General features: G+C 54.9%; 22 protein-coding genes. 20 read left to right on the plus strand and 2 right to left on the minus strand.

The genetic code is table 11. The features are described from left to right. Window positions 1-131 precede the first annotated feature (131 nt). From flgG to NMC31_RS03020, 7 genes are all read left to right on the plus strand, one after another. Window positions 132-917: a flagellar basal-body rod protein FlgG gene (flgG, locus tag NMC31_RS02990; protein WP_000990540.1), complete on the plus strand. Its 786-nt coding sequence runs from the start codon at window positions 132-134 to the stop codon at window positions 915-917. A gap of 330 nt (window positions 918-1,247) precedes the next feature. Then, on the plus strand, window positions 1,248-1,913 hold the full coding sequence (gene flgH / locus NMC31_RS02995; protein WP_253896914.1) for a flagellar basal body L-ring protein FlgH: 666 nt from the start codon (window positions 1,248-1,250) through the stop codon (window positions 1,911-1,913). A 14-nt stretch (window positions 1,914-1,927) separates the two neighbouring features. Beyond that, window positions 1,928-3,028: a flagellar basal body P-ring protein FlgI gene (locus NMC31_RS03000; RefSeq protein WP_253896915.1), complete on the plus strand. Its 1,101-nt coding sequence runs from the start codon at window positions 1,928-1,930 to the stop codon at window positions 3,026-3,028. Then, on the plus strand, window positions 3,028-3,327 hold the full coding sequence (locus NMC31_RS03005) for a rod-binding protein (protein ID WP_253896916.1): 300 nt from the start codon (window positions 3,028-3,030) through the stop codon (window positions 3,325-3,327). The genes NMC31_RS03000 and NMC31_RS03005 overlap by 1 nt, the downstream gene beginning before the upstream one ends. A 204-nt stretch (window positions 3,328-3,531) precedes the next feature. Continuing rightward, entirely contained in the window at window positions 3,532-4,908 is a 1,377-nt protein-coding gene (flgK, locus tag NMC31_RS03010) for a flagellar hook-associated protein FlgK (RefSeq protein WP_253896917.1), read from the plus strand. 14 nt (window positions 4,909-4,922) lie between these two features. Then, window positions 4,923-5,852 carry a flagellar hook-associated protein FlgL gene (gene flgL, locus NMC31_RS03015; protein WP_088542296.1) on the plus strand — a complete coding sequence of 310 codons (930 nt, stop codon included), beginning with the start codon at window positions 4,923-4,925 and terminating at the stop codon, window positions 5,850-5,852. Window positions 5,853-5,868: 16 nt separating this feature from the next. Next, entirely contained in the window at window positions 5,869-6,846 is a 978-nt protein-coding gene (locus NMC31_RS03020; protein ID WP_253896918.1) for a flagellar biosynthesis protein FlhF, read from the plus strand. Between the two features lie 58 nt (window positions 6,847-6,904). Here NMC31_RS03020 and NMC31_RS03025 read toward each other — a convergent pair whose 3' ends face one another. Further along, window positions 6,905-7,753 carry a winged helix-turn-helix domain-containing protein gene (locus NMC31_RS03025; protein WP_253896919.1) on the minus strand — a complete coding sequence of 283 codons (849 nt, stop codon included), beginning with the start codon at window positions 7,751-7,753 and terminating at the stop codon, window positions 6,905-6,907. A 459-nt stretch (window positions 7,754-8,212) separates the two neighbouring features. Between NMC31_RS03025 and lafA the strand changes: the two genes are divergently transcribed. From lafA to lafU, 9 genes are all read left to right on the plus strand, one after another. Beyond that, window positions 8,213-9,127 carry a lateral flagellin LafA gene (gene lafA, locus NMC31_RS03030; RefSeq protein WP_113858560.1) on the plus strand — a complete coding sequence of 305 codons (915 nt, stop codon included), beginning with the start codon at window positions 8,213-8,215 and terminating at the stop codon, window positions 9,125-9,127. 174 nt (window positions 9,128-9,301) lie between these two features. Next, complete coding sequence (fliD, locus tag NMC31_RS03035) at window positions 9,302-10,618, plus strand: flagellar filament capping protein FliD (RefSeq protein WP_000609687.1); 1,317 nt, start codon at window positions 9,302-9,304, stop codon at window positions 10,616-10,618. A gap of 22 nt (window positions 10,619-10,640) precedes the next feature. After that, entirely contained in the window at window positions 10,641-11,033 is a 393-nt protein-coding gene (gene fliS, locus NMC31_RS03040) for a flagellar export chaperone FliS (RefSeq protein WP_000285319.1), read from the plus strand. A 4-nt stretch (window positions 11,034-11,037) separates the two neighbouring features. Then, a complete protein-coding gene (locus tag NMC31_RS03045) occupies window positions 11,038-11,349 on the plus strand; it encodes a flagellar protein FliT (RefSeq protein WP_253896920.1) in 312 nt (103 codons plus the stop codon). Next, window positions 11,346-12,410, plus strand: coding sequence for a flagellar hook-length control protein FliK (locus NMC31_RS03050; protein ID WP_253896921.1), 1,065 nt, complete (start codon window positions 11,346-11,348; stop codon window positions 12,408-12,410). Before NMC31_RS03045 ends, NMC31_RS03050 begins: the two co-directional genes overlap by 4 nt. 7 nt (window positions 12,411-12,417) lie before the next feature. Next, window positions 12,418-12,885 carry a flagellar basal body-associated FliL family protein gene (locus NMC31_RS03055; RefSeq protein WP_000725253.1) on the plus strand — a complete coding sequence of 156 codons (468 nt, stop codon included), beginning with the start codon at window positions 12,418-12,420 and terminating at the stop codon, window positions 12,883-12,885. A 19-nt stretch (window positions 12,886-12,904) separates the two neighbouring features. Further along, window positions 12,905-13,621 (plus strand): FliA/WhiG family RNA polymerase sigma factor, encoded by a 717-nt coding sequence (locus NMC31_RS03060; protein ID WP_000938717.1) that lies wholly within the window; start codon window positions 12,905-12,907, stop codon window positions 13,619-13,621. A gap of 12 nt (window positions 13,622-13,633) precedes the next feature. Beyond that, window positions 13,634-14,497, plus strand: coding sequence for a flagellar motor stator protein MotA (gene motA, locus NMC31_RS03065; RefSeq protein WP_001169517.1), 864 nt, complete (start codon window positions 13,634-13,636; stop codon window positions 14,495-14,497). A gap of 2 nt (window positions 14,498-14,499) precedes the next feature. Further along, a complete protein-coding gene (gene lafU / locus NMC31_RS03070; RefSeq protein ID WP_253896922.1) occupies window positions 14,500-15,414 on the plus strand; it encodes a putative lateral flagellar export/assembly protein LafU in 915 nt (304 codons plus the stop codon). Window positions 15,415-15,562: 148 nt separating this feature from the next. Here the strand turns inward: lafU and putA are convergent, their stop codons facing one another. Next, complete coding sequence (gene putA / locus NMC31_RS03075; RefSeq protein ID WP_253896923.1) at window positions 15,563-19,525, minus strand: trifunctional transcriptional regulator/proline dehydrogenase/L-glutamate gamma-semialdehyde dehydrogenase; 3,963 nt, start codon at window positions 19,523-19,525, stop codon at window positions 15,563-15,565. 419 nt (window positions 19,526-19,944) lie between these two features. Here putA and putP point away from each other — a divergent pair, with 419 nt between their 5' ends. The 4 genes from putP to efeB all read left to right on the plus strand — a co-directional run bounded on the left by putP (window position 19,945) and on the right by efeB (window position 24,949). Then, a complete protein-coding gene (putP, locus tag NMC31_RS03080; protein WP_253896924.1) occupies window positions 19,945-21,453 on the plus strand; it encodes a sodium/proline symporter PutP in 1,509 nt (502 codons plus the stop codon). A gap of 246 nt (window positions 21,454-21,699) precedes the next feature. Next, window positions 21,700-22,533 carry an iron uptake transporter permease EfeU gene (gene efeU, locus NMC31_RS03085; RefSeq protein WP_149461658.1) on the plus strand — a complete coding sequence of 278 codons (834 nt, stop codon included), beginning with the start codon at window positions 21,700-21,702 and terminating at the stop codon, window positions 22,531-22,533. Window positions 22,534-22,568: 35 nt separating this feature from the next. After that, complete coding sequence (gene efeO / locus NMC31_RS03090) at window positions 22,569-23,684, plus strand: iron uptake system protein EfeO (protein ID WP_253896925.1); 1,116 nt, start codon at window positions 22,569-22,571, stop codon at window positions 23,682-23,684. Between the two features lie 5 nt (window positions 23,685-23,689). After that, entirely contained in the window at window positions 23,690-24,949 is a 1,260-nt protein-coding gene (gene efeB, locus NMC31_RS03095) for an iron uptake transporter deferrochelatase/peroxidase subunit (RefSeq protein ID WP_253896926.1), read from the plus strand. Window positions 24,950-25,482: the final 533 nt, after the last annotated feature.

The raw sequence follows: 25,482 nt of genomic DNA on the forward strand, positions 1-25,482 counted from the left end.
ATGCGGCGGTGCCTGATGCGACGCTTTGCGTCTTATCAGGCCTACAAGTTTGTGCCCAAATCGTAGGCCGGATAAGGCGTTTACGCCGCATCCGGCAACCGCGGCCCAAAAACAACACGGAATTTACCACCATGAACGCAGCATTATGGATCAGCAAAACCGGCCTCTCGGCGCAGGATGCTGAAATGAGCGCGATTGCCAACAACATCGCCAACGTTAACACCACCGGCTTCAAGCGCGACCGGGTGATGTTTCAGGATCTGTTCTACCAGACCCAGGAAGCGCCGGGCGCGATGCTCGACCAGAACAACATCATGCCGACCGGGCTGCAATTCGGTAGCGGCGTGCGCATTGTCGGCACTCAGAAAACCTTTACCGAAGGCAACGTCGAAACCACCGACAACGCAATGAATGTCGCCATTATGGGGCAGGGGTTTTTGCAGGTGCAAAAGGCCAACGGCGATATCGCCTATACCCGCGACGGCAATTTGCAGGTGAATGCCGACGGCGTGCTAACCAACTCGCAGGGCTTGCCATTGCAGCCGGAAATCGACGTTCCGGCGGGGGCGACGAATGTTGCGTTTGGTGAGGACGGTACGGTGACGGCTATCTTACCCGGCGACAGCGACGTGACCGAGTTAGGGCAACTGACGCTGGTGAACTTCGCCAACCCGGCGGGGCTTTCCGCCGAGGGCGACAACCTCTATCTGGAAACCGCCGCCAGCGGTCAGCCGACCGAAGGCGTACCGGGCGAAGATGGGCTTGGCACCTTGCAGGACAATGCGCTCGAAGGCTCGAACGTGGATATTGTCAACGAAATGGTGGCGATGATTACGGTGCAACGCGCGTACGAGATGAACGCCAAAATGGTGTCGGCGGCGGACGATATGTTGCAGTACATCAGCCAGACGCTGTAAGGCGTTAAGGGCGGTGCGGCCTGATGCCCTCACCCCGGCCCTCTCCCACAGGGAGAGGGAGAAAAGCGGAGCACGATGTAAAAACGCGCTCGATCGGTCCCCTCGCCCCTTTGGGGAGAGGGTTAGGGTGAGGGGGAACGTGCGCGCTGATGCCCTCACTCCGGCCCTCTCCCACAGGGAGAGGGAGAAAAGCGGTGCACAATGTAACAACGCGCACAGGTCAGTCCCCTCTCCCTCGAGGGAGAGGGCTAGGGTGAGGGGGAACAAACCCGCTCCAACCCACCAAACAACCGGCCACCCCCGTGGCCTGCAACACTAAACAGGCAGAACGTGAAAAATTATCTCTGGCTGGTGGCGCTGCTTCCCCTGCTTAGCGGGTGTGAATCACAGGCCATTCTGGTCAAAAAAGACGACGCATACTTTGCGCCACCGAAAACCGAAGCGCCGCTTCCGGCAGACGGGCGTGCCGGGGGCGTATTTGAAACTGGATATAACTGGTCGCTAACCGCCGACCGACGCGCTTACCGCGTGGGCGATATCCTGACGGTGATCCTCGAAGAATCCACTCAGTCGAGCAAACAGGCGAAAACCAACTTTGGCAAAAGCAACAGCGTCGATATCACCGCGCCAACGGTATTTGGTCACACCAAAAATAACCTTTCCGGCTCCATCGACGCCAACCGCGATTTTGACGGCAGCGCCACGTCCCAGCAGCAGAACAGCCTGCGCGGGGAGATCACCGTTTCCGTTCATGCGGTGCAGCCCAACGGCATCCTGGAAATTCGCGGCGAGAAATGGCTCACCCTCAATCAGGGCGATGAGTACATCCGCTTAAGCGGCCTGGTGCGCGCCGACGATATCCAGAACGACAACTCGGTTTCTTCCCAGCGGATCGCCGACGCCCGTATCTCCTATGCCGGACGTGGCGCATTAAGCGACGCCAACGCCGCAGGCTGGCTGACCCGGCTGTTTAACCATCCTCTGTTCCCGATTTAATGCCGGAGAGTGCAATGCAAAACTGGATAAAAACGGTGATGATAGCCGTAAGCCTGGCGCTACCCGGCGTGGCGCTGGCGCAATCGCTGGAGTCGCTGGTCAACGTACAGGGCGTGCGTGAAAACCAACTGGTCGGCTACAGCCTGGTGGTCGGCCTCGACGGTACGGGCGATAAAAACCAGGTCAAATTCACCAACCAGACCATCACCAATATGCTGCGCCAGTTTGGCGTGCAGTTGCCGAATAAAATCGACCCGAAGGTGAAAAACGTCGCCGCGGTGGCGGTGAGCGCCACGTTGCCGCCGATGTACTCGCGTGGGCAGACTATTGATGTCACCGTCTCGTCGATTGGCGATGCTAAAAGTATTCGTGGCGGCACCTTGCTGTTGACCCAGTTGCACGGCGCAGATGGCGAAGTGTATGCCCTGGCGCAGGGCAGCGTGGTGGTGGGCGGGATGAACGCTACCGGGGCCAGTGGTTCGAGCGTAACGGTTAATACGCCGACCGCCGGGTTAATCCCCAATGGCGCGACGGTGGAGCGCGAAATTCCCAGCGATTTTCAGATGGGCGACACCATTACGCTCAACCTGAAACGCCCGTCGTTTAAAGACGCCAACAACATTGCGGCGGCGATCAACGCCTCGTTTGGCGGCATTGCCACGGCGCAGAGTTCCACCAACGTCACCGTGCGTGCGCCCACCAGCCCCGGCGCGCGGGTGGCGTTTATGTCACAACTGGATGATGTGCAGGTGCAGGCGGAGAAAATCCGCGCACGCGTGGTGTTTAACTCGCGTACCGGTACGGTGGTGATGGGCGATGGCATCGCGCTGCACGCGGCGGCGGTGTCGCATGGCAGCCTGACTGTCTCAATTAACGAAACCAGCAACGTCAGCCAGCCGAATGCCTTTGCGGGCGGGCGTACGGCAGTAACGCCGCAGAGCAATATCGCGGTGAATCATGCCCGTCCGGGCGTGGTGAGTTTGCCGGAATCGAGCAGCCTGAAAACGCTGGTCAATGCGCTGAACAGTTTAGGCGCAACGCCGGACGACATTATGTCGATTTTGCAGGCGCTGCATGAAGCGGGCGCGCTGGATGCCGACCTGGAGGTGATCTGATGAAAGTCAACGCCAGCGGCGGGATTGACGGCAGCGACGCATTAATGGGGCCAAAAGTTCAGGCCAATGATATCAAGCAGGCCGCAGAGCAGTTTGAGGCGATTTTTTTACGCAACATGCTCAAAGAGATGCGCAAAACCAACGAATTGTTTGATTCGAAAGATAACCCGTTTAACAGCGATTCGGTGCGCATGATGCAGGGGTTTTATGACGATGAGTTGTGTAACACCCTGGCGCAGCAGCATGGGATAGGGATCGCGGCGATGATTGTGAAGCAGTTGTCGCTGAAGCATAGGTGAGGTGCGCGCTGATGCCCTCACCCCGGCCCTCTCCCACAGGGAGAGGGAGAAAACCGGCACCCTGTTCAATACCGCGCTCGATCGGTCCCCTCTCCCTCAGGGAGAGGGTTAGGGTGAGGGGGCAATGCGCGCACTCTCTCCCACTTAAGAATCCCCAACTTCACGCCGCTTTTAACCGGCACGATTTACCGGTAAGGATCCAACATGGACATGATTAACATCGGCTACAGCGGCGCATCAACCGCGCAGGTGGAGCTGAACGTCACGGCGCAAAACACCGCTAACGCCATGACCACGGGCTACACCCGCCAGGTGGCGGAGATCAGCACCATCGGTGCCAGCGGCGGTTCGCCGAACAGCGCCGGAAACGGCGTACAGGTGGACAGCATTCGTCGCGTCTCCAACCAGTATCAGGTGAATCAGGTGTGGTATGCCGCCAGCGATTACGGCTATTACAACACCCAGCAAGGGTATCTCACGCAACTGGAAGCGGTATTGAGTGACGATAACAGCAGCCTGAGCGGCGGCTTCGATAACTTTTTCGCGGCCCTCAACGAAGCGACCACCAGCCCCGATGATTCTGCCCTGCGCGAACAGGTGATCAGCGAAGCCGGGGCGCTGTCGTTGCGTATCGATAACACGCTGGATTACATCGACTCGCAAAGCACAGAAATCATCAGCCAGCAGCAGGCGATGGTGTCGCAAATCAATACGCTCACCAGCGGCATCGCCAGCTATAACCAGCAAATCGCCCAGGCCGAAGCCAACGGCGATAACGCCTCCGCGCTGTATGATGCCCGCGACCAGATGGTGGAAGAACTCAGCGGAATGATGGATGTGCAGGTCAATATCGACGACCAGGGCAATTACAACATCACCCTGCAAAACGGTCAGCCGCTGGTGAGCGGGCAGCAAAGCTCGACCATTGCGCTGGAAACCAACGCCGATGGCACGCCAACGATGACACTGACCTTTGCCGGAACGACCTCGACCATGACCACCGACACCGGCGGTTCATTAGGCGCACTTTTTGATTATCAAAACGACGTCCTGACGCCGCTGACCGACACCATCAACAGCATGGCGTCGCAGTTTGCCGATGCGGTCAACAACCAGCTGGCGCAGGGCTACGATCTCAACGGTAACCCCGGCGAGCCGCTGTTTATTTACGATGCCAGTAATGCCGATGGCCCGCTGACCGTTAACCCGGATATCACCGCCGATGAACTTGCGTTCTCCAGTTCGCCGGACGAAAGCGGCAACAGCGACAACCTGCAGGCGCTGATCAACATCTCCACTGAGCCGCTGGAGATAGACAACATCGGCAGCGTGACGGTCGGGCAAGCGTGCTCGTCAATCATCAGCAATATCGGCATTTACACTCAGCAAAACCAGACCGAAGTGACCGCTGCGTCCAATGTCTATTCTGAGGCGCAAAACCAGCAGAGCAGCGTCAGCGGCGTCAGCATGGACGAAGAGGCGGTGAACCTGATCACCTATCAACAAATTTATGAAGCCAATCTGAAAGTCATTTCCGCCGGGGCCGAGATTTTCGATTCGGTGCTGGAAATGTGCAGCTAAGCGGGAGCGCGAAAATGCGAGTAACCACTCAACAAACCTACGTCTCGATGACGCAAAGCTTTAATAATCTTTCTGGCGAACTGGCGCACGTGGTCGAGCAGATGGCAACCGGCAAGGAAATTTTGCAGCCATCGGATGATCCTATCGCCGCCACACGCATCACCCAGTTGAACCGCCAGCAGTCGGCGATTGAGCAGTATCAGAGCAATATCGACTCCGCGTCGGCGGGCTTAAGCCAGCAGGAGTCGATTCTTGATGGCGTCAACAACAGCCTGCTGGCGGTGCGCGACGACCTGCTGGAAGCAGCGAACGGCACCAATACCGCCGATTCGCTGGCAAGCCTTGGGCAGGATATTGAGTCGCTCACCGAATCGATGGTGGCGGCGCTCAATTATCAGGATGAAGACGGGCATTACGTCTTTGGCGGCACTATCAACGATCAGCCGCCGATTGTGGCGGTGGACGATGACGGTGATGGCGTGACCGATAGCTACAGCTATCAGGGTAACAGCGACCATCGTCAGACGACGGTGTCGAACGGCGTTGAAGTGGATACCAACGTGGCGGTGAGCGATTTCTTCGGCAGTAATTTAGATGTGCTCAACACGCTCAATTCGCTCTCTCAGGAGTTGCAAGACCCTAACGTTGACCCGGCAGATCCGCAGGTACAAAGCGATATTCAAAACGCCGTTAATGTGGTGGACACCGCCTCGGACGACCTCAACGCCTCGATTGCGTCGCTCGGCGAGACACAAAACACCATGTCGATGTTAAGCGATGCGCAGACCGATATCTCTACCTCTAATGATGAGTTGATTGGTTCATTGCAGGATCTCGATTACGGCCCGGCGTCGATCACCTTTACCGGACTGGAAGTGGCAATGGAAGCTACCCTCAAGACTTACTCGAAGGTGAGTGAGTTGAATTTATTCAGCGTTCTCTAACTCTTTCAGGAACAGTATGCAGGTCGGACTTACATCTTCGTCACTCGCCACCGGCGGCGCGCATAGCGCTGCGGTATCGTCGTCAACCGTTGCGCCCACTCAGGCGGTGCGGCAAAAGCTCCCGGCGACGGCGAGTGAATATCCGGCCTCGCCGCTGATTACCACTCGCCCGCAGCGTTACAGCGTGCAGCTTAACGATCAGCTCACCACGTTGCAGCAGGCGGATCACTATCTCGGGCAACTGGAGCAGCAATTGCTCGATTATCGTCATAGCCAGCGTAAGGGCGGGCAGGCGCAGAGTACGGCGCTGATGCAGATGCTGGACAAACGCACCGCGCTTTCCGGCGGCGCGGTGGACCGCCAGTTGCAGCCGGTGTTGCAGGGGGAAGCGCGGGTGAGCTTCCACTCGCCGGATCTGGCAAATCTCGTCAACAACCCTACACCGGGAACGCGGATGTTCAGTGTCTCTGACGGGCGGCAGACCCAGCTTTCAGCGGTGATGCTGTCTGAGGATGATAACGCCAGGCAGTACCAGACACGGCTGACCAACGCCCTGCGCCGCGTAGGCGTGCAGCTGCATCAGCAAGCGGATGGCATCAGTTTCTCCACCACTGAAAAACAGTGGCCCCATATCGAGCGCACCTTAAGCGTGCGCACCGATGGCGATAAGTCGGCGTTTATGCCGCTAAAAACCTTTGCCGAACCCTCTGAAGCCGAGCGGTTAGCGCAAAGCCTGCAGCAGGGCGGGGCGGGGATTTCTCAGATGTTAGAAAACATTAATCAGCAGCGCGCGAAGATGGCTATGCAGCAGGAAAAGGCCCGCCAGTTGATCGACGGCATGTCCCGCTTCCCGCAGACAGAAAGTGCGGTACAGGCGTCGGAAAATCTCGGCGGTGTGCTCGACAGCGCCAATCATAACTATCAGGTTTTATTGCAGGCGGTGAACGGCCAGGCGCGAATTTCCAGCCAGACGGTGAGGAATTTATTGGGGTAATTATGGGTATGCCGGATAAGACGCCTTTAGCGTCGCATCCGGCATATATTCGTATTCATCAGCACTTCTGCACAGTATTTAACAATTTCTCTAAACTCTGATACATCGCACTCGTAATATCGCTATTTTGCCAGTTTTCCATATTAAAGGTTAATTGCCAGCTGTCGTTGCACTGGTTGCGTAATACCAGATCGCTTTCGAGTCGATTATGAACGTATCGATAATACATCGTCATTGTCACATCATGGGCAGATAATAATGTTGCTAACTTCTGTTGGCCTGGCGTAAGGACACTGGCGAGTGTAGGTGTGGTGCTCTTTTTCCCCGATGCGCTCAGATGGTAAATTTTTATTCGCGGGTTGTTTACCGATTCTTTAATCAACTGTGGCGTGTCATCACTTCTGTTGTACACAAAAAAGGTTGCGCCGGATATCGCCAGAACTAAAGATAAAACAAGGCTAAGCAGATTTTTAGTCCTAAAAGATCTACGTTGCACTGGCGTGCCGGGAATCACATCAGGGGCGACTTCGGGCAGAAGCGCTTCTGCAGCTGGTTTTGCGGTTTCAGTCTCATTGGGTAAAACATCCTCTGTGAGTAAAACATACTCTTTACTACACAGATAACCTTTTTTCGGTACGGTTTTAATAATATTTTGATGCTTTCCATCATCGTCTATCGCCGCGCGTAGGGCGTGAATTGCCGTCGGCAGGCTGTTGCCGCCAACGATTCTGTTTTTCCACACTTCCGCGCACAAATAGGAACGCGATAATACTTCATCCACATTTTTTGTTAATGTTTCCAGAAGAAGAAAATGATACTCACCGAGGCGTCGCATTTCTCCCGTTTCACGATGAATTAACGCATTCTGTGACGGATCCATACGCCAGTTGTTGATAATGATGTTCATGGTCAGGTTTACCTGTTTAAAATAGAATATTGAGTTAAGTCTATGCTATGCCACTTTCCTGATGATAATGCATAGGTATCAATTCCTGTCGATGGGATTATTCTTAGCAGCCAGATGGCAGAGGAATGTAACCAAATGGAGGGGTGTCCACAATAGGCTAAAGTGTGCCATTTGCAACGCAATGTAAATTTTAACGTCAATTTAAAAATTATTAAATTTAAATAATGGATAAAATATCAGTTTATTCAGTTGGTTAAATGGGGTTGAGTGATTCGCCTGGCCGTGGGAGCAATATTGCTAATAATCATTTAATCCAAATTTAAGTATAACTAAATTGACCCTGTTTCATTACTGAATAAGAGCGCGAAATTTTTTTTATTCGTTTTTTAAGTTTGCTGATGGGGCTGTCGTTTTTACAGGGTATCGAAACGAAATCGATTAATCCCAAGGAGCAGTATCATGTTATCTATTAATACAAACAACGCCTCAATGGCAGCCGTTAACGCAATCAGCAAAAGCAGCGCTTCTCTTTCTACATCTATGGAACGCCTGGCAACAGGTAACCGGATTAACTCTTCTGCCGATGACGCAGCGGGCAAACAAATTGCTAACCGTCTGACTGCACAGTCCAGCGGTATGGGCGTGGCACTGAGCAACATTAATGATGCAACGGCGATGCTGCAAACCGCTGACAGCATGTTCGACGAAATGTCTGATGTGCTGGGTCGTATGAAAGACCTGTCAACGCAGGCAGCGAACGGCACCTACAGCGACGATGACCTGCAGGCGATGCAGGACGAATACGACGAACTGGGCCAGCAGATGTCTGACATGCTGCAAAATACCACCTACGGCGGCACTAACCTGTTCGGTGTTTCCGGCACCAGCAACACCGGTACTGACGGCCTATTCCAGAGCGCGGTGACTTTCCAGGTGGGCGCGGAATCTTCCGACACCATGACCGTGAACATTTCAAGCCAGTTGAACACGCTGGTGACGGATCTTTCTGCTATCAGCAACTCCTTTAGTGCGGATCAGGCTGACACCACTGGCACCGCAGGCGTGTCTGGCGGTACTGAACTGACTGCGTCTGGCTCGGCGAACCAGATGATCACTAGCATTTCTACGGCGATGGATGATGTTTCGCAGATCCAGTCCAAGCTGGGTGCGTCTATCAACCGTCTGAACGACACCGCAAACAACCTGACCAGTATGCAGGACAACACCGAAGTCGCTATCGGCAACATTATGGATACCGACTACGCGACGGAAGCGTCCAACATGACCAAACAGCAGGTGCTGATGCAGACCGGTATCACCATGCTGAAACAGTCCAACAGCATGTCCAGCATGGTTTCCAGCCTGCTGCAGTAAGTTCGGGCCTACAAACAACACCGCCTGCGGGCGGTGTTGTGCTTTTTGCGGCAGGCACTTTTCCGCCGAACCGGAAACACGCTTTCCGCCCATTTTTCAATCTATTGATTATTCACATAAAAATTATTGGCACGCCTTTTGCCAATAACCTGACATCGTTAACCGGAGTCATCAATGATTAACCCAAGAACTATTGCCCAGGAAATCGCTTATGCGGATGTCGCCACTCAGGCGGCAAATTTGCAGGAAAAGCAAACGGAGCTGGATGCCGAAAGCAGCGGCCTGGATACGCTCAGCTCGGCGTTGAGCGATTTTCAGAGCGCCGTCGATGCGCTGAACAGCGATACCGACGGCCCGGTAACGTTTGCCGCCACCAGCAATAATGACTCAGCGACCGTTTCCGCTAACTCGCAGGCACAGGCGGGAAGCTACTCATTTTTCGTTGAGCAACTGGCGCAAGGGCAGCAGACCACGTTCAGTATGGGCGACGACGCCTTTTCCGCTACCGGCACCTTCGAGCTGACGATGGGCGACAGCACCATGGATATTGATCTGGCGGCAGCGGATCAGAACGGTGACGGCGACGGTTTTATCGACGCCAGCGAGCTGGTGAATGCGATTAACGACTCTGACGATAACCCCGGCGTTTCAGCGGCGCTGGTAAAAACCGATGGCACCACCACCATTATGCTCACCTCGGACAGCACCGGGGCGCAGAGCGCATTTTCGGTGAGCGTAACGGGGCATGACGCCAGCAACGACAGCGCCAGCGCGCCCGTTGCTACGGATGTTTCCTCCGCTCAGGACGCGATTATTCATCTCGGCAGTGCCACGGGGCCCGCCATCACCAATAGCAGCAACACCTTTGATGATGTGATCCCCGGCGTCACCATGACTTTTACCGAAGTCAGCGATTCTGACAGCGATCTCACTACCTTTAACATCAGCGAAGATTCCAGCGCCAGCCAGGAGAAAGTACAGACCTTTGTTGATGCCTATAACACCTTGATTGATACGGTTGATTCATTGACCACCCACGGTGATGACAGTACCAGCGCCGGGGTATTTGCGGGTGACGCCGGACTCAGCTCACTGGCGAACCAGCTCGATGATATCGCCCATGCCAGCTACAACGGGGTGTCGATTGTTGACTATGGCATCACGCTTGATTCTCACGGCCACTTACAGATTGACTCCGACCAGTTCAACGACGAAATGGCGAAAAATCCTGACGGTCTGACCTCTATTTTCGTTGGCGACAACAGCATGGTGGCGCAGATGGACGATCTGATTAACACCTACACGGACTCCAGCAACGGCATCATCACCCTGCGCCAGCAGAACATTGACGATCAGATGAGCAAAATTCAGGACGAAGGCGATCAGCTTACCGATACCTATAACGCCAACTACGACCGTTATCTGGAGGAGTACACCAACACGCTGGTTGAGGTGTACACCATGAAAGCCAGCATGGCGGCATTCGCGTAACTCAGAAGGAATATCCCTAAAGATGTACCAAGTACAGGATGGCTATTCGCAATATAAAGAGATCGATCTCGCGGCGCGTACAGCGGCGGCATCGCCTTTGGAACTGGTGCTGGTGCTGTTTTCTGGCCTGATGGACGAGCTGGAACGCGCCAAAAGTCATATTGAAGGGCGGCGTTTCGAGAAGAAAGCCCAGAGCATCAATAAATGCATCGACATTCTCAATGCACTCACCAGTTCGCTGGAATTTGAAACCGGCGGCGAGCTGGTGGTGAATCTTTCGCGCCTCTATGACCACTGCGTTTATCGCTTGTATGAGGCCAGCGGCGAGCTGTCGGCGGAGAAAATCGATGAAGTGATGCTGATTTTAAGCAACCTGCGTGAAGGCTGGGAAGGGCTTTCGGGCAAGCTGGGTTAAGACGATGGAAAAACAATGCAGGCAACTTTTCGCGCTGATTGAGGCGATGAATGAAGCGCTGGATAAACAACGCTGGCGACGCCTTCCGGCACTGCATAAGCAGTTGATGTGCCAGTTTCACGATTACGCAGCGGCGGAAACCGATGCGGCGCAGTTGTGTGCGGTAAAAGCACATTTATACGGCGCGTTTAATGCCCTGATTAAACGGCGCGAGCAGCGTGCAGAAGTGTTGAAGGCGCGTATGGAACAGCATCAGCGCCATCAGGAAGGCGTGCTGGCCTACTCAATTGTTAATTTACTTTCGGAGAAGTCATGAATCCGGCATTGCTTGCCACGCTCGGAACGCTTGCGGAAACGGCGTCGCTGAAAGCGGATATTTTACCGCCGGTGAGCGGTGAAAACGCGCCCGCGTTTACCCTGCCGAAAATGGCGGTCGCGGCGGTGGCGGAGCGCGTTCATAGCGCTAAAACCAGCCAGCAACAGGCGACGCGCCCGCAGGAGAACGATCCGGTGGCGATGCAGGCGCTACTGGCACTGTTACTTCCGCAACCTGCCGCGCTGCATCAGGACACGCCGCAGCCGCGAAATGTCGCAACATCGCCGGTTATCCAGCACTTGACGAAAGCGGTGGCGCAAAACGCGCCGCAGCGCTCGACGCAACAGCAGGAGCCCACACCGTTGCCGCTGCAGTTGCAGGCGCTGGTCGGCCAGTTGCCACAGGCGAAACCGGAGCAGCAGGCCAGACTGGCGACTTACGCCAGTGAAGATTTACATGCCATTGCGCCGATGCAGTCGCGCGTATCGGCACAGCCCGTTCGTCCGAAACCTGAGCCAAACCGCGTGACCGCGCGCCCGCAGGTCGAGCGTAAAACGGAAAAAGTAGCAGACAGCGAGCCGGTTATTGCGCGGGCCGTGTTGCAGGTTAAGACGCCGGAGCTGGTCAGCGATCATCAGGAGATTGTCGCCAAACCAGCCACGCTTTCGATGGACGAACTGGGCGAAAAGCTGACGACGCTTCTGAAAGATCAGATCCATTTTCAGCTCAACAAACAACAGCAGATCTCCACGATACGTCTTGATCCGCCGTCGCTTGGCAAGCTCGAGATCGCCGTGCAACTCGACAACGGCAAACTGACGGTGCACATCGGCGCGAACCAAAGCGAGGTTTGTCGCGCGTTACAGCAGTTTAGCGACGATCTCCGCCAGCATCTGACGGCGCAAAATTTTATGGAGGTGAACGTACAGGTTTCCTCCGAAGGGCAGTCGCAGCAACAGCAACAACAGTCGGGCCATCAGCAGGAAGAGGTGAGTGCCGCCTTACTTCTTGACGATGCGCCTCAATTTCCACAGAACGAATCCGTTTTAATCAAAGTGTAAAGGCAAGATGAAGAAAATCGTGGTGGCGGGCGTGGTCAGCGCCGTGCTGGCGTTAGTGGTAGGGGCCGGAGCAGGATGGGGAGTCTGGCATCATTATGCCGGAAAAGGAAAACCGACTGCCGCCGCGCAGACGGAATCCGTGGAAACTCTGGATGAGAGCAAAAGCGTATTTGTGACCTTACCGGAAACCATTGTCACGCTGCATGATAAAAATGGCGCGGATCATTATTTGTCGGCGGAGTTAGTCATGGTGGTCGCCAATGATAAAGAAGCGGAAAAAATAAAACATCAGGAGCCGCTGTATCAAAGTATTGCAGTTGAATGCCTGACGGAAATGAAATTTGAAGATTTGCGCGGCATGAAAATATCTGCCATCCGCAAACTGATTTCTGACGCGCTAAAGCAAGATCTTCAGCGTCGCAAAATGAGCGCACCGTATAAGGATTTACTGGTGAAAAAAGTGGTCTTCCAGTAATCACCAGGCGGATATAAACATGCTACAGGATGTATTCGAGTCAGAAGAATTTGCTGCCGCGCCGGTATTAACCGCGCAGCAGGAGAGCCACTATTTGCAGGCCTATTTACCATTGGTGCGTAAAGTGGTGCGGCAACTTGCCCCGCAATGTAACTGCATTATTGACCGTCAGGATATGGAACAAACGGCGTTAATGGGGCTGCTTAACGCCATTCGCCGCTACGGGCTGCCGGACGAAGGTTTTGCGGGCTATGCCGTGCACCGTATTCGCGGTGCGATCCTGGATGAGCTGCGCGCTCTCGACTGGCGACCGCGCCAGCTGCGGCAGAAATATCATCAGATGAAGGACCTGATACGCGAAACGCGTAAGAAACTGGGGCACGAACCGGAGTGGTCAGAACTGGCTGTGGAAGGGATCTCGCATGAAGATTATCTCGAATATCAGCAACTGGAAGGAGCGGAAACGCTCGCCAGCCTTGACGAACTGCTGAACGGCGAAGGGCCTGGCATTCCGCTTGCTGGCAGGGAACTGGAAGATCAGTTTATTACTCAGCAAATGCTGCAACAGGCGCTTTCACAATTAAGTGAAAAAGAGCAACTGATCCTCGCCATGTATTACCAGCATGAGATGAATCTCAAAGAAATTGCGCTGGTATTAGGGCTAACCGAGGCCCGAATTTGTCAACTGAATAAACAGATCGCGCAGAAAATTCGTGATTTTGTCTATCCGAATTAAAGTGAAGAAATCATGCAAAAAATATTAGGTTTACTGGTGGTGCTCGGCTGCGTATTTGGCGGATATTTTGAAGCCGGTGGACAATTAGTCGCTATCTGGCAACCGGCGGAAATGATCATTATTTTAGGCGCGGGTTTCGGGGCGATGATTATTGGTAACCCAAAACATGTGCTGAAAGAGATTGCCCATCAAATTAAAGGCGTGATCAGTAAAAAACAGCTCGGGCCGGAGTTTCAGCGTCAGCTTTTAATGTGCCTGTATGAGTTGCTCGAAATGGTGCAAAACGGCGGTCTGCGCATGTTGGATCAGCATATCGAGCAGCCGGAAGAGAGCACTATTTTCCAGAAATACCCGCTGATATTAACCCAGAAGCGGCTGGTGACTTTTATTGCCGATAACTTTCGCCTGATGGCGATGGGCAAAATCGACGCCCATGAACTGGAAGGCATTCTCGATCAGGAGCTGGACACCGCCGAAGAGTCGCTGCTCACGCCGTCGCGCTCATTGCAACGTACCGCCGAAGCGATGCCGGGGTTTGGCATTTGCGCGGCAGTGCTCGGCATCATCATCACCATGCAGTCGATTGACGGCTCTATCGCCCTGATTGGCCTGAAAGTGGCGGCGGCGCTGGTGGGAACGTTTTTGGGCGTCTTTATCTGCTACTGCCTGATGGACCCGCTCGCCAACGCCATGGAACAGCAGGCGCGGGCGGAACATTCGCTGCTGGAGTGCGTGCGTACCGTGCTGGTGGCGCAGGCGGGCGGCAAACCGACGCTGCTGGCGGTGGATGCCGGGCGTAAGCTGCTGCATCTGGCGTCCAAACCGACTTTCGCCAACCTCGACGCGTGGGTGAATGCGATGCTGGAGCAAGAATAAGCATGAGGAAGACGGGCAACCGCCGCGAGCGAGGGGCAAAAACCACCATCGTCCGGCGGCAGATCAAAAAGAATCATGCCGGGCATCACGGCGGGGCGTGGAAGGTGGCGTTCGCTGACTTTACCCTGGCGATGATGGCGCTGTTTATGACGCTGTGGATTGTCAACAGCGTCAGTAAATCCGAGCGTGAAAGCATTATCGCCGCGCTGCACGGGCAGTCGATTTTCAATGGCGGCGGGCTATCGCCGTTAAATAAAATCAGCCCTACGCATCCGCCGAAACCTGCCACTGTGGCGGTGCCGGAGGAGACGGAGAAAAAAGTGCGCGATGTGAATGAGAAAACAGCGCTACTGAAGAAGAAGTCCGCTACTGAGCTTGGCGAGCTGGCGACCAGTATCAACACCATCGCCCGCGATGCGCATATGGAAGCCAATCTGGAGATGGAGATTGTCCCGCAGGGATTACGCGTGCTGATTAAAGATGACCAGAACCGCAATATGTTTGAACGCGGCAGCGCGAAGATTATGCCGTTCTTTAAAACGCTGCTGGTGGAGCTCGCGCCGGTATTCGACTCGCTCGATAACAAAATTATTATTACCGGGCATACCGATGCGATGGCCTATAAAAGCAATATCTACAACAACTGGAACCTTTCGGGTGACCGCGCGCTTTCGGCCCGTCGGGTGCTGGAAGACGCCGGAATGCCGGAAGATAAAGTGATGCAGGTAAGCGCGATGGCGGACCAGATGCTGCTGGACGCCAAAAATCCGCAAAGCGCGGGCAATCGGCGCATTGAGATTATGGTGCTGACCAAAAGCGCGTCCGATACGTTGTATCAATATTTTGGTCAGCATGGGGATAAGGTGGTGCAGCCGCTGGTGCAAAAGCTGGATAAGCGGGAAGGGAAGAGGGGGTAATGGTGCGCGCTGTGCCCCTCACCCCGACCCTCTCCCGTAGGGAGAGGGAGAAAACCGTACATTCTTAACCTCTCTTAACCTCTGGCGCGGTCAGTTCCCTCTCCCTTGAGGGAGAGGGTTAGGGTGAGGGGGAAAATACCGCACCAACTTAACCAATCGTCATCAGACTCGCATTCCCACCCGCCGCCGCGGTGTTCACACTCAGCGAACGTTCGTGATACAGGCGTTCCAGCAGCAGATTCGTTTCGCCGCGCGCAAAGCCCTGCACTGAAATAATCGCGCCGTCGCGGGCCGCAACCTGTTCACACAGTTTGCGCAGTTGATCGGAATCGCCGTGGTAAATCACCGCATCGAAGAACTGGCTCATAAGCACATCCGCTTTGGCGAAGCGAATACGCTCGCTCACCTCTTTCGGCAGCTTTTTCGCCAGTTCGCGCTGGAGTGGGGCATCCGGCCACAGCACTTCGCTACCGACAGCCATGACGGCCGCCAGTTGGGTCAGCGCATCCTGCTCGTCATCGGCGACGCAAAGTACGCGCTCGCGCGGCATCAGCGTCCAGGTGTTACGTTCACCGGTCGGGCCCGGTAGCACGCGCTGGGTTCCGGCTTGCGCCAGTTCGCCATACTGCTGGCACAGCGCGCTCAGCGAGGCGTTACCGTTGCCCCAGTTCTTCAGCGCGGTGAGCGGTTTTTCCAGCAGCGCTTTCAATTGTGCGTCTACCGGATATTCCGCGTCCTGACGTGCGAGCGTCGTGCCCAACGCCGTTTCCGGGCGGCTGGTCAGCAGGCGATAGAGATAGAGCGGGCCGCCCGCTTTCGGGCCGGTGCCGGATAACCCTTCACCACCGAAAGGTTGCACGCCTACCACTGCGCCGACCATGTTACGGTTGACGTACAGGTTGCCGACCTTCGCGCTACCCGTAACCTGAGCGATGGTTTCGTCGATGCGTGTATGCACGCCCAGCGTCAAACCGTAGCCAGAGGCGTTAATTTGCTCAATCAGTTTGTCCAGGTTATTGCGGTTGTAACGCACCACGTGCAGTACCGGGCCGAACACTTCTTTCTTCAGTTCATCAAAACATTCCAGCTCGATAAGCGTCGGGGCAACAAAGGTACCGGACTGCCATTCGCGCGCGTCCTCGCTGTTTTCGCGTGCCGCCTGGAAGACGGTGCGGCCTTTGGCGCGCATTGCCTGAATGTGGCGTTCGATATTGGTTTTGGCTTCGTCATCAATCACCGGGCCGATGTCGGTGGTCAGACGGCCTGGGTTGCCCATGCGGCATTCACTCATCGCACCGCGCAGCATAGTGAGGGTGTGATCGGCGATATCGTCCTGCAGGCAGAGTACACGCAGGGCGGAACAACGCTGGCCCGCACTGTCGAAGGCGGAGGCGACGACATCCACAACAACCTGCTCGGTGAGTGCGGAAGAGTCGACGATCATCGCGTTCATCCCGCCCGTCTCGGCGATAAGCGGCGTCGGGCGACCCTGTGCATCCAGGCGGGTGGCGATGTTGCGTTGCAGCAGGGTAGCGACTTCCGTCGAGCCAGTGAACATCACGCCACGTACACGGTTGTCAGAGGTGAGTTGTGCGCCCACGGTTTCGCCACGGCCCGGCAGCAGTTGCACCACGCCAGGCGGTACGCCGGCTTCCAGCAGAATGGCAATGCCCTGTGCGGCAATCAGCGGCGTTTGCTCGGCGGGTTTTGCCAGTACGCTGTTCCCCGCGGCGAGAGCGGCGGCAATTTGCCCGGTAAAGATGGCCAGCGGGAAGTTCCACGGGCTGATACACACCACCGGGCCGAGCGGGCGGTGAGTTTCGTTATCGAAATCATGACGTACCTGACCGACGTAATAGTGCAGGAAATCGACCGCTTCGCGCACTTCGGCAATCGCGTTGCTGAAGGTTTTTCCGGCTTCACGCACCAGAATGCCAATTAACTGCTGCATCTGGCCTTCCATCAACACGGCGGCGCGTTCCAGAATGGCGGCACGTTCCTGCGGCGGCGTGGCAAACCAGATGGGCGCATTGTTCACCGCGCTGGTCAGCGCCTGTTCCACTTCGTTTTCGCTAGCTTCGCGCACGTAGCCAACGATATCTTTCGGCTCCGCCGGGTTAAGCAGCGGCGTCATTTCACCTTCGACGACCGGGTGTTCCAGCATCGGCAGGGCACGCCATTTTTGCAACGCACTGTTTAGCAGCGAAGAAGAGAGCGAGGCCAGTCGGTGTTCGTTAGCGAGATCGAGGCCCGCGGAGTTGGCGCGGTCTTTCCCGTAGAGATCGCGCGGCAGGGGGATTTTTGGATGCGGCAGCCCTGCAGCACCTTCCTGAATAGCCATTTTCTCAACGGCTTCAACCGGATCGGCCACCAGTTCATCAAGCGGTAGCGTGGTATCGGCGATACGGTTAACGAAGGAGGTGTTAGCACCGTTTTCCAGCAGACGACGCACCAGATACGCCAGCAGCGTTTCATGCGTACCCACCGGGGCGTAAATACGGCACGGACGGTTTAATTTGCCGTCAGCGACTTTACCCACCACTTGTTCGTACAGCGGTTCACCCATGCCATGCAGACACTGGAACTCATACTGACCCGGATAGTAGTTCTGCCCGGCCAGTTGATAAATGGCCGCCAGCGTGTGGGCGTTGTGGGTGGCGAATTGCGGATAAATCAGGTTTGGCGCACCCAGCAGTTTCTTCGCGCAGGCGAGGTAAGAGACGTCGGTGTACACCTTGCGGGTATAAACCGGGTAACCTTCCAGTCCGTCCATTTGCGCACGTTTGATTTCGCTGTCCCAGTATGCGCCTTTCACCAGACGAATCATGAGGCGACGACGGCTGCGGGTGGCGAGGTCGATCAGGTAATCAATGACGAACGGGCAGCGTTTCTGATACGCCTGAATAACAAAGCCAATGCCGTTCCATCCCGCCAATTCTGGCTCGAAGCACAGTTTTTCCAGCAGGTCGAGTGAGATCTCCAGACGGTCCGCTTCTTCAGCGTCGATGTTAATGCCGATATCGTACTGGCGCGCCAGCAACGTCAGCGATTTCAGGCGCGGATAGAGTTCGTCCATCACACGATCATATTGTGCGCGGCTGTAGCGCGGGTGAAGGGCGGAAAGCTTAATCGAGATGCCCGGGCCTTCATAAATGCCGCGCCCGTTAGAGGCTTTACCAATCGCATGGATCGCCTGTTGATAAGAGACCATATAGGCTTGCGCATCGGCGGCGGTCAGCGCCGCTTCGCCCAGCATGTCATAAGAGTAGCGGAACCCTTTCTCTTCCAGTTTACGCGCATTCGCCAGCGCTTCGGCAATGGTTTCGCCGGTGACGAACTGCTCGCCCATCAGGCGCATCGCCATATCCACGCCTTTGCGGATCAGCGGTTCGCCGCTTTTACCGATAATGCGGTTGAGCGAGCGAGAAAGGCTGGCTTCATTGTGCGTAGAGACCAGTTTACCGGTAAACAACAGGCCCCAGGTCGCCGCGTTGACAAACAGCGATGGGCTACGGCCAATATGCGACTGCCAGTTGCCGTTGCTGATTTTGTCGCGGATCAGCGCGTCACGCGTCGCTTTATCTGGAATACGCAGCAGCGCTTCGGCCAGACACATCAGCGCCACGCCTTCCTGAGAGGAGAGGGAAAACTCCTGCAACAGGCTCTGCACCATGCCCGCGCGTCCGCTGGCGGTTTTTTGATTACGCAGCTTTTCCGCCAGTTTCCATGCCAACTGGTGAGCCTGAGCGGCGATATTTTCCGGCAGACGCGCTTGCTCCATTAACATAGGAACCGCATCGGTTTCGCTGCGGCGCCAGGCGGCAGTGATGGCAGCACGACTCACGGACTGCGGCAGGATCTGTTCGGCGAACTCAAGGAACGGCTGGTGTGACTCTTCCTGGGCGGTGACGATTTCATCACTTTCATTAGCAGCCCCGGCGAGCAGTGCCGGCAATTCCGGCAAGACTTCATCGTTTTCCAGCTTTTCCAGGTAATTAAAGATTGCCTGCTTAATTAACCAGTGTGGGGTGCGATCAATTCGTGTGGCCGCACTTTTAATTCGCTCGCGCGTGGCTTCGTCCAGCTTAACACCCATGGTGGTGGTGCCCATGCCATCTACTCCTGTTGTTTTGTCGTCATATTTTAGGCGTAGCAAGAATATCTACTATGTTGCAACTTTGTGCAACCGTGTTAAATGTGACATCAATTGCAACCTGAGAAATGAATTTATTGTTAAAAGAAAAAGTGATGGTATGGAATGTAACCGATGTATCCGAAAGCTTGATTTTGAGGGCTGGTTAACAGTTCTAAAGGGTGCAACCCTAAAAAGCGTGAGGGAGTGCAACCTATAGGAAAATGGTATTACGACAGGGATGCATTCGATGTGAATGCAGTGTTAAATCGTTTGTGAAAAAACTTCGCTTCCGTCAGGATACGGTCGCCTGAATAACAGAACAGGCCTTTACCTCGTTCCGGTAAGGGAATAACGACAAGTCGGATTGGGTCGACGAATAAATCTGGAGAGTTTTAATGAATATAAGCACACCGATGCTGGTGACTTTTTTTGTCTATATCTTTGGCATGATATTAATTGGGTTTTTCGCCTGGCGATCGACGAAAAACTTCGATGATTATATCCTCGGGGGACGAAGTCTTGGGCCATTTGTGACCGCGCTTTCTGCGGGCGCGTCGGATATGAGCGGCTGGCTGCTGATGGGCCTGCCAGGTGCGATTTTTATCGCCGGTATCTCGGAAAGCTGGATTGCTATCGGCCTGACCGTCGGCGCATGGATCAACTGGAAACTGGTTGCCGGTCGTCTGCGTGTACACACCGAGGCCAACAATAATGCACTGACGCTGCCGGATTACTTTACCGGTCGTTTCGAAGATAAGAGCCGCGTGCTGCGTATTATCTCCGCGCTGGTGATTCTGCTTTTCTTCACCATCTATTGTGCGTCCGGCATTGTGGCCGGGGCGCGTCTGTTCGAAAGCACCTTCGGCATGAGTTATGAAACGGCGCTGTGGGCCGGTGCTGCCGCGACCATCATTTACACCTTTATCGGCGGCTTCCTGGCCGTGAGCTGGACCGACACCGTACAGGCCAGCCTGATGATTTTCGCGCTGATCCTGACACCAGTAATGGTTATCCTCGCCGTGGGCGGTCTGGATAATTCGATGGAAGTTATCAAGCAAAAGAGCATTGAGAATATCGATATGCTCAAAGGGCTGAACTTCGTCGCCATCATTTCTCTGATGGGCTGGGGGCTTGGTTACTTCGGTCAGCCGCACATTCTCGCGCGTTTCATGGCGGCAGATTCCCACCACAGCATCGTGCATGCGCGTCGTATCAGTATGACCTGGATGATCCTGTGTCTGGCGGGGGCGGTCGCGGTTGGCTTCTTTGGTATCGCCTACTTCCAGAATAACCCGGCAGTTGCGGGCCCGGTCAGCCAGAACGCCGAACGCGTGTTTATCGAACTGGCGCAAATCCTGTTTAATCCGTGGATTGCCGGTATCCTGCTTTCTGCAATCCTGGCGGCGGTGATGTCGACCCTGAGCTGCCAGTTGCTGGTGTGCTCCAGCGCGATTACCGAAGATCTGTACAAAGCGTTCCTGCGTAAAAATGCCAGCCAGAAAGAGCTGGTGTGGGTAGGGCGTTTGATGGTGCTGGTGGTGGCGCTGGTGGCGATTGCACTGGCAGCAAACCCGGAAAACCGCGTGCTTGGTCTGGTGAGTTACGCCTGGGCTGGTTTTGGTGCAGCGTTTGGCCCGGTAGTGCTGTTCTCGGTACTGTGGTCACGTATGACACGTAACGGTGCGCTGGCGGGGATGATTATCGGTGCGGTAACCGTGATCGTCTGGAAACATTTCGAGCTGCTGGGTCTGTACGAAATCATTCCGGGCTTTATCTTCGGTAGCCTGGGTATTGTTATCTTCAGCCTGCTGGATAAAGCACCGTCTGCGGCAATGCGTAAACGCTTCGAAGTTGCGGACGCACATTACCATTCTGCACCGCCGCCGCGTTTACAGGCGGAGTAAACACGTTGCCGGATGCGCTGCGCTTATCCGGCCTACAGGAGGATTTGTAGGCCGGATAAGGCGTTAGCCGCATCCGGCATTTTATCATCCGAATTTTCCCGTCAGCACATCTTACTGCTTTTACATTTGCTTATCATTTCCGACATATTTCACTTGAATTTCGTCTTTGCGTAATGATAATCGCTATCACTCACATTTACTTTTCTTTGCATGTGTTGACTGCGATTCACATTTAAGGACGTTCGTATGTTTGTGCCTTTCCTGATTATGCTGCGCGAAGGATTAGAAGCCGCGCTGATTGTTAGCCTTATCGCCAGCTATTTGAAACGCACACAGCGTGGCGACCTGATAGGTGTTATGTGGATTGGCGTATTTCTGGCCGCGGGGCTTTGTCTTGGGCTGGGCATCTTTATCAACGAAACCACCGGCGAGTTCCCACAAAAAGAACAAGAACTGTTTGAAGGGATCGTGGCGGTCATTGCCGTCGTTATCCTCACGTGGATGGTGTTCTGGATGCGCAAAGTGTCGCGCAACGTAAAACAGCAGCTGGAACAGGCGGTGGATAACGCGCTGGCGCGGGGCAATCACCACGGCTGGGCACTGGTGATGATGGTCTTTTTCGCCGTGGCGCGTGAAGGGCTGGAATCGGTGTTCTTTCTGCTGGCGGCATTCCAGCAGGATCTCGGTATCTGGCCACCGCTGGGCGCGGTGCTGGGGCTGGCGACCGCCGTCGTGCTGGGCTTCCTGCTCTACTGGGGCGGCATTCGCCTGAACCTTGGCGCGTTCTTCAAATGGACCAGCCTGTTTATTTTACTGGTTGCCGCAGGGCTTGCCGCCGGGGCTATTCGCGCGTTCCACGAAGCCGGGCTGTGGAACCACTTCCAGGATGTCGCGTTTGATTTCAGCGGCACGCTCACCACCCACTCACTGTTTGGCACATTAATGGAAGGCATTTTTGGCTACCAGGAAGCGCCAAGCGTCAGTGAAGTGGCGGTCTGGTTACTCTATTTACTGCCTGCGCTGGCGCTCTTTTTTTGGCCAGCGCGCGCGCCGAATGCAGCATCACGTATCGCCCCGTAAGGCAAATGGCTTTTACTCATTGAAAGGGATGGACCATGAACACTATTTTTCGCCGTAGCGTGCTTGCCGCGCTGTGCTCTCTCGCATTCTCTGCGCAGGCTGCTGACATTCCGAAGGTCAATGTCACGGTAAACGACAAACAGTGTGAGCCGATGACGCTCACCGTCAATGCCGGTAAAACACAGTTTATCATTCAGAACCATAGCCAGAAGGCGCTGGAGTGGGAGATCCTCAAGGGCGTGATGGTGGTGGAAGAGCGTGAAAATATCGCGCCGGGCTTTACGCAAAAAATGACCGCCAACCTGCAACCGGGTGAATATGAGATGACCTGCGGTCTGCTGACCAACCCGAAAGGCAAGCTGATTGTTAAAGGTGAAGCCACGAAGGATGCAGCGAAAGCCGATGCGGTTTTAAGCCTGGGCGAGGCGATTACCGCCTATAAAAGCTATGTGACGGCACAGACCGCAGAGCTGGTCAAAGCCACTAAAGCCTTTACCGATGCGGTGAAAGCAGGGGATATCGAAAAAGCGAAATCCCTGTACGCACCTACGCGTCAATACTACGAACGTATTGAACCTATTGCAGAGCTGTTCTCTGACCTCGACGGCAGTATTGATGCCCGTGAAGATGATTATGAGCAGAAAGCCGCTGACCCGAACTTCACCGGCTTCCACCGTCTTGAGAAGGCACTCTTTGGCGACAACAGCACCAAAGGAATGGATAAGTATGCCGAACAGCTTTACAGCGATGTGGTTGACCTGCAAAAGCGTATTGCAGAATTGGCCTTCCCGCCGTCAAAAGTGGTCGGCGGTGCTGCCGGGCTGATTGAAGAAGTGGCGGCCAGCAAAATCAGCGGCGAGGAAGATCGTTACAGCCATACCGACCTGTGGGATTTCCAGGCCAACATTGATGGCGCGCAGAAGATTGTTGACCTGCTGCGTCCGCAACTGCAAAAAGAGAACCGTGCGCTGCTGGCGAAAGTGGATGCCAACTTTAAGAAAGTCGATGCGATCCTCGCCAAATATCGCACCAAAGACGGTTTTGAGACCTACGACAAACTGACCGATGCGGACCGCAACGCGCTGAAGGGGCCAATCACCACTCTGGCGGAAGATTTAGCGCAGCTACGCGGGATTTTGGGGCTGGATTAAGCATCATGGCAGAGCAACATAAAACCGGCGTGAATGAACCTTCACGCCGTCGCTGGCTGAAGGGCGTAGGCGCGCTGGCGCTGGCGGCAGGTTGCCCGGTGGCGCACGGTGCGAAAGCCGTTGCGCCAGCGGTGACCGGGCGCGATGAGAAACAGCCTTTTTACGGCGTGCATCAGGCGGGCGTGCTAACACCGCAGCAGGCATCGATGATGCTGGTGGCGTTTGACGTGCTGGCCTCCGATCGCGCTGATCTGCAACGTTTGATGCGTCTGCTGACCACGCGGATTGCCTTTCTCACTGAGGGGGGACCGGCGCCAGAGACGCCAAATCCGCGTTTGCCGCCGATGGATTCCGGTATTCTTGGGGCGTGGATTGCCCCGGATAACCTGACCATGACCGTATCGGTCGGGCAGTCACTGTTTGATGAGCGCTTCGGGCTGGCAGCGCATGCGCCGAAAAAGCTGCAAAAAATGACGCGCTTTCCGAATGATTCATTGGATGCGGCGTTATGCCACGGTGACCTGTTGCTGCAAATCTGCGCCAATACGCAGGACACGGTGATCCACGCTCTGCGCGACATCATCAAGCACACGCCGGATCTGCTGAGCGTGCGCTGGAAGCGGGAAGGGTTTATCTCTGACCACGCCGCACGCAGTAAAGGTAAAGAGACACCGGTTAACCTGCTGGGGTTTAAAGATGGTACCGCGAACCCGGATAGCAGCGATAACACACTGATGGACAACGTGGTGTGGGTGACAAAGGATCAACAGGAACCCGCGTGGGCAGCGGGGGGCTCGTATCAGGCGGTGCGCATCATTCAGTTCCACGTCGAGTTCTGGGATCGAACGCCGCTCAAAGAACAGCAGACCATTTTTGGCCGCGATAAGCAGAGTGGTGCGCCGCTCGGTATGCAGCATGAGCATGATGTACCCGATTATAGTCGCGACCCGGACGGTGAGGTGATTGCGTTGGATAGTCATATCCGGCTGGCTAACCCGCGTACCACTGAAACACAGTCCAGCCTGATGATGCGTCGGGGATACAGCTATTCTCTCGGCGTGACCAATTCGGGGCAACTGGATATGGGGCTGTTATTTGTCTGCTACCAGCACGATCTGGAAAAGGGATTTCTCACGGTACAGAAACGGCTGAATGGTGAAGCACTGGAGGAGTATGTTAAACCCATCGGCGGCGGCTACTTCTTCGTGCTGCCGGGTGTGCCGTCATCGGCATCCTATCTTGGACAAACGCTACTTGAAGCCTGAACCATGCCAAACTTGCCTGATGGCGCTGCGCTTATCAGGCCTACAAAATGCCTGCAAAAATTTCTAGGCCGGATAAGGTGTTTACGCCACATCCGGCATTAACCAGGCGCACGTTGTCAATAATCTGAAAAATACCTACCTCTTTGGGTAGGTGGCGTATCCACTCTTTTTTCTTGTTTCTATCCCATTGATATAATTCTGTAATATAAATAGAAGAGACTGTCTGTGAACGTATGGGATCTAATTTGTTACTTTTAGGTAAAATTTAAATTGCATTCTTAATTATTTATGATGTATTTAATAAGTAGTAGCGGTAGTTCCCGGTTGTGATGTAGCTCACTATGGAGATCGCGAATGGTAGCGTCCTTTATCGGACAAGGTAAAAACAGTCACCGCACCACTCCGCGCGGAGGTTCAGCTTCCGGCAGCGATTTCGTCACCTCAAAAATATCTCATTCTGAAAACAACACTTCCTTTCCCGATGTGGAACGCGATGCGCGTAGTCGTGCTTTCACGTCAGTTCGACAGGCAAG

It is taken from the genome of Pseudocitrobacter vendiensis (assembly GCF_943590815.1).
GTDB classification, from domain to species: domain Bacteria; phylum Pseudomonadota; class Gammaproteobacteria; order Enterobacterales; family Enterobacteriaceae; genus Pseudocitrobacter; species Pseudocitrobacter vendiensis.